The sequence below is a fragment of the Pseudoalteromonas sp. TB51 genome (assembly GCF_000498055.1).
Taxonomy (GTDB): Bacteria; Pseudomonadota; Gammaproteobacteria; order Enterobacterales; family Alteromonadaceae; genus Pseudoalteromonas; species Pseudoalteromonas atlantica.
Genome location: NZ_AUTO01000263.1, coordinates 1 through 5,013, shown reverse-complemented (window position 1 = coordinate 5,013; position 5,013 = coordinate 1). Strand labels below are relative to the sequence as shown.

The window sequence follows — 5,013 nt, the reverse complement described above, 5'->3', positions numbered from 1 at the left end:
CGTATCATTGATTATGTAGCGCAAGTGGTTATTGGTGTACTGGATTGGAACTTATCGGCGCAAGAGGCGATTAACCTGCCAAGAACCACCAATCGTAACGATTACACGAGCCTTGAAAAAGGCACCGCGCTTGAAGCCATAGCCCCACAATTAACTAAACGCGGCCATGCGGTACGCGTACTTGATTTAAACTCTGGCTTACATGCCGTAGAGGTTAAAAACAATAAATTGTATGGCGGTGCCGATCCGCGCCGTGAAGGGGTTGCTTTGTCGGATTTAACTGACAAAAACGCCACTATCAAATTTTAATTTATGTATAATAGCCATGCAGGCAGCGAAGCCTGCATGTGTTTTCTCTCAATGGTCTGACAAGCTTAATTGTCATTGCAATTTAACCTTTTACAATGATAATGGCAGATCATAACTTAAGACTCCGTTAAAGCCTGGAAATATGACAACAAATACTGATCCTAACTACCTTTATATTCCTTACTCTGGCCCTGGCCTAATTGAAACTCCGCTTTTAAACAAAGGCAGCGCGTTTAGTAAAAAAGAACGCGAAAACTTTAACCTTGCGGGTTTGCTTCCTCCACGTTTTGAAACAATTGAAGAGCAGGTTGAGCGTTGTTATCAGCAGTATTCAAGCTTTAACGATAACTTAAACAAGCATATTTACTTGCGTGCCATTCAAGATAATAACGAAACACTTTACTACCGTTTAGTGCGTGATCATCTTGAAGAAATGATGCCAATTATTTACACGCCAACGGTTGGTGATGCCTGTGAAAAATTCTCAGATATTTACCGCAGTGCACGTGGCTTATTTATTTCGTACGAAGATCGCTATCAAATTGACGACATTCTACGTAACGCCACCAAAGGCAAAGTAAAAGTAATTGTGGTTACCGATGGCGAACGTATTTTAGGCCTAGGCGATCAGGGTATTGGTGGCATGGGTATTCCTATTGGTAAGTTATCACTTTACACAGCGTGTGGTGGTATTAGCCCAGCGTACACATTACCTGTAATGCTTGATGTAGGTACTAACAACGAAAAACTTCTTAATGACCCTATGTACATGGGCGCGCGTCATAAGCGTATTGCGCAAGATGAATACGATGAGTTTTTAGACTTATTCATTAAAGCGGTTAAACGTCGCTGGCCAAATGTATTACTGCAGTTTGAAGATTTTGCACAGCCAAACGCTATGCCATTACTTAAACGCTACCGTAACGAAATTTGTAGCTTTAATGATGACATTCAAGGTACAGCAGCGGTAACTGTAGGCTCTTTATTAGCTGCGTGTCGTGTTAAAGGCTCAACCCTTAGCGAGCAAAAAGTGGTATTTGTTGGCGCAGGCTCTGCCGGTTGTGGTATAGCTGAGCAAATTATTAGCCAAATGGTGTTTGAAGGCATTAGCGAAGCACAAGCGCGCAGCCAAGTATTTATGGTTGACCGTTTTGGCCTACTCACTGAAGGTATGGAAGGCTTACGCGATTTCCAACAAGCACTAGCGCAACCACAAGCTGCATTAAGCGAGTGGACTTACAGCGGCGAATACGCTTCATTATTAGATGTAATGCACTGTGCAGCACCTGATATTTTAATTGGTGTATCGGGTCAACCGGGCTTATTTACCGAGCAAGTTATCCGCGCTATGCACTCAGGCTGTGAGCAACCGATTATTTTCCCATTAAGTAATCCATCTAAGCAGGTTGAAGCACACCCAGCAGATGTTATTAAATGGACTGAAGGTAAAGCACTTGTAGCAACGGGTAGCCCGTTTGAGCCAGTAGAATTTAATGGTGAAGTGTTCCCAATTCCACAGTGTAACAACAGTTATATTTTCCCAGGTATTGGCCTAGGTGTGATTGCAGCAAAAGCAACACGCATTACCGATGCAATGCTGAGTATGTCGAGCGAAATGCTTGCTGAGTCATCACCCCGTGCAAACACCGGTAAAGGCAGCTTGTTACCTGCACTGACTGAAATTGAAACATTAAGTAAGCGTATTGCATTTGCAGTGGCTAAAAAAGCAATTGAAGAGGGCGTAGCTCTAGAGATTAGCGACGATGCACTGTGGGCTGCTATTGATAAAAATTACTGGTTACCTAAATACCGTAACTACAAACGTTGTAGCATTTAATTACGCTAAGTAACGTAAAGTAAATAAGGCTGTACGTTGCGTTACAGCCAGTTACAAAAAACAGGCAATTGCCTGTTTTTTTGTGCTTGTTCATTTATTGTTAACCACGTAGGCTCTTTAATGGTGACAACAAAAATACAATGGATAATGCAATGAAAACACACACTCTTTTATTAAGTAGCGCAATTGCCTTAAGTACTTTAAGCGTTGATGCGCATGCAAACTCAACACCTAACGCTCCTCATATTTATGTTAAAGGTGAAGCAACCGTAACCACTATGCCTGACTACGTACAATTAAGCGTAGGCATTATAGAAATAGATAAAGACCTAATTGATGCTAAAAACAAGGCCGATAAAACCATGGCCAAAGCGATCAAATTAGTAAAAGAGCTTGGCATTAAAGACGGTAATATTAATGCAGGGCATATTTCTATAAATCGCGAAAGCCAATACAACAGAAGCTCTGGCGAGCAAGAATTTAAAGGCTTTAGAGTGTCGCGCACGTTAAGCGTTAAACTCTCGCAAATCGAAAAATACCCTCAGCTGTTACAAAACCTAGTAAATAACGGCATTAACCAAATAAACCAAACCCAATTTTTAGCGAGCAACTATGAAGAGCTGCACAAACAGGCGCAAAAATTGGCCATTCAAGATGCCCGTAAAGCCGCCAAAGAATTAAGTGCCGATTACGGCGTTGAGCTAAAAGGGTTATATACGGCGTCGCTAAGCCCGATGAACGTACCTGCGCAGCCTTATGCTCGCTCAGAAAAAACCATGATGGTGGCAGATAGCGCACCCGGTAATTTTGTTCCTGATGCGTATCATGCGGGAGAAATTAAAGTAACAGCGTCTAGCTATGCGGTTTACTTTATTGACTAGTATGTTGGCAGGTAAAANGAGCCACTAGTTTATCCCCTTGTGGCTTGCTAATACGTGCAATCGCGTTAAGCATGTTGGTAATTTCTTGTCTGTCGTATTCGTTACTTACATGCTCGTTTATGTCATCTACAATGGCATTTAAGTAATTAAATAGGCTGTTTCGTGCTGCATCATTGCCATGCGCTACAAACAATATATTTTTAAATGCCTCTAAAACGTTCGTCATTACATACGCATCGCCTTTTGCGTAATTACGCAGTGGCGTAAAGTTATCGTGCAGTAACTCATCAAAACTGGTTTCGTGTATAAAGAGTAACGGGGCGTTGTCGCTGTGTTTAAACGAATAGTTTGTATCGTTAAGCGACAGGCGCTCAATTAATAAAATACTCAGCATATCTATCGATTTAACCGCTGTACCGGGATCGTTAATACCTGGGCTCATTGCTTTAACGGCAATTTCTGAAATTTGCGTTAATCCGTAACGGTAATGATCGCTAATGTACTCTTCTATATAAAAAATAAAGCAGTCTAAAATTTTAGCGATAAGTTCTTCGTTGTTAGAAATGTCTTTATCGCATTTTAAAAACGGATAGCCTTTAACGGTAAAGTAACCTTGGTTTACCGAGATATACACCCGAATATTTTCCTCGGCTAATATGGCGCATAACTTATCTGTATGCACCCCTTTGTAATAACCCTCGGTAGTACTATTAACTGAGTGCCACTGTGTAAAATCAGGAAAGTCAGTGAATGGTTTTTCTGATTGCCTATCAACAATGGCTTTAATTTCGCGTTTAGTTTGGCTAAATAAACCGTTAAGTACATTATCTACTTGAATGGCTTTAGATATTGAATGAATAAAAAATACAAACAAGCCAAGCGATACTAAGCCAAACACCAATGACAGCAGCACCCCAAGCGATGGAATAGCGGTATCGCCACCTTCAAGCTTATTAATATTAATGAGCATAATAATTGAGTAAATTATGCTGCCTAAATAAAAGCCCAATACCATTTGATGCGATTTACGGGTAATAAGCCCAGGTACAACCCGCGGAGATAAACTGGCGCTGGCCGAATTTAAAACCACCATCACCATAGAAAAACTAAACACCGTAAGCGATATAATACTGCCTGCTAGGGTGCTTAAAATGGTGCGGGCATTTTCGGCGCTGTCTACAAGCACAACAGATATAAACGCCTTGAGCTGCTCAACAGGCGCTATGTATTCAAGCGACATGGTAATTACAGCAAAAAGTAAAAAACCAATCGAAAGTACAGAAGGGTAAAAGCCAATGCTGTTGATCATTTCACGATAGCGGTCGGCTACTTTGCGAGGGACAAACATAAATTCCTTTCATTGCGTTATAAAATTCAACTAATACACACTGTAGCATAGTTACTAAGTAAACTTATGATTGTGCAAAACTATGTTATTATTGCCAAAAATAAAACAGGACAACACCGTGATAGTTTCTACGTATGCTGCGCTTTTAGCGTTTTATTATATTTACTTAAGTTTTAATGTGATCAAAGTACGCCGCAGCGAACAAGTGTCGCTTGGCGATAACGGCAACCCTAAATTACAACGTGCAGTGCGTGCCCATGCTAATTTTATGGAATACGTACCCTTTGCGATTATTTTGCTTTTTTTAGCCGAATACCAAGGCCTTGCCAGCCATTATTGTAATATTTTAGGTGGCGCATTATTAATAGGGCGCGTTTTTCACAATTTAGGCATTGTTGAAAACAACCTTAAGTATCGCCAAATTGGTACCATTGCCACCTTTTTAGTGATGGTTATTAGTGCCTTTTTGTTGCTTGTAACACGCAATATTTAGTAATAGCTGTTATGAGTAAAATATTTATAATAGGGCTTCCGCGTACAGGCACCACCAGTGTATGCCACGCTTTTTTAGAGTTTGGCATTGCCACGGCGCACACTGCGTACACCTCGCATTGTTTTGAAAACGCCACAGCCATAGC

Annotated in this window: 6 protein-coding genes; 5 read left to right on the top strand and 1 reads right to left on the bottom strand. The window is 41.0% G+C overall.

Annotated elements, in window-relative coordinates:
* The 3 genes from L650_RS23865 to L650_RS0115520 form a co-directional block, all read left to right on the top strand.
* Window positions 1-309 (top strand): gamma-glutamyltransferase (locus L650_RS23865; RefSeq protein ID WP_174380516.1); only part of this gene is annotated, 309 nt, incomplete at its 5' end.
* 142 nt (window positions 310-451) lie between these two features.
* Window positions 452-2,146 carry an NAD-dependent malic enzyme gene (locus L650_RS0115530; RefSeq protein ID WP_029773682.1) on the top strand — a complete coding sequence of 565 codons (1,695 nt, stop codon included), beginning with the start codon at window positions 452-454 and terminating at the stop codon, window positions 2,144-2,146.
* A 152-nt stretch (window positions 2,147-2,298) separates the two neighbouring features.
* Entirely contained in the window at window positions 2,299-3,027 is a 729-nt protein-coding gene (locus tag L650_RS0115520; RefSeq protein WP_029773681.1) for an SIMPL domain-containing protein, read from the top strand.
* On the opposite strand, the gene L650_RS0115515 is transcribed toward L650_RS0115520, so the two are convergent.
* Window positions 3,017-4,375, bottom strand: coding sequence for a DUF2254 domain-containing protein (locus L650_RS0115515; protein WP_029773680.1), 1,359 nt, complete (start codon window positions 4,373-4,375; stop codon window positions 3,017-3,019). The genes L650_RS0115520 and L650_RS0115515 overlap by 11 nt on opposite strands.
* Before the next feature lie 118 nt (window positions 4,376-4,493).
* On the opposite strand from L650_RS0115515, the gene L650_RS0115510 reads away from it, so the two are divergent.
* Together L650_RS0115510 and L650_RS23860 are read left to right on the top strand one after the other, a co-directional pair.
* Window positions 4,494-4,868: an MAPEG family protein gene (locus L650_RS0115510; RefSeq protein WP_029773679.1), complete on the top strand. Its 375-nt coding sequence runs from the start codon at window positions 4,494-4,496 to the stop codon at window positions 4,866-4,868.
* 11 nt (window positions 4,869-4,879) lie between these two features.
* The coding region (locus tag L650_RS23860) for a sulfotransferase (RefSeq protein WP_164835569.1) at window positions 4,880-5,013 on the top strand (134 nt) is incomplete at its 3' end.

Excerpts from the sequence above, each read along its gene's own strand:
- L650_RS0115530 (WP_029773682.1), top strand. The coding sequence starts at position 452 with ATGACAACAAATACTGATCCTAACTACCTTTATATTCCTTACTCTGGC.
- L650_RS0115520 (WP_029773681.1), top strand. The coding sequence starts at position 2,299 with ATGAAAACACACACTCTTTTATTAAGTAGCGCAATTGCCTTAAGTACT.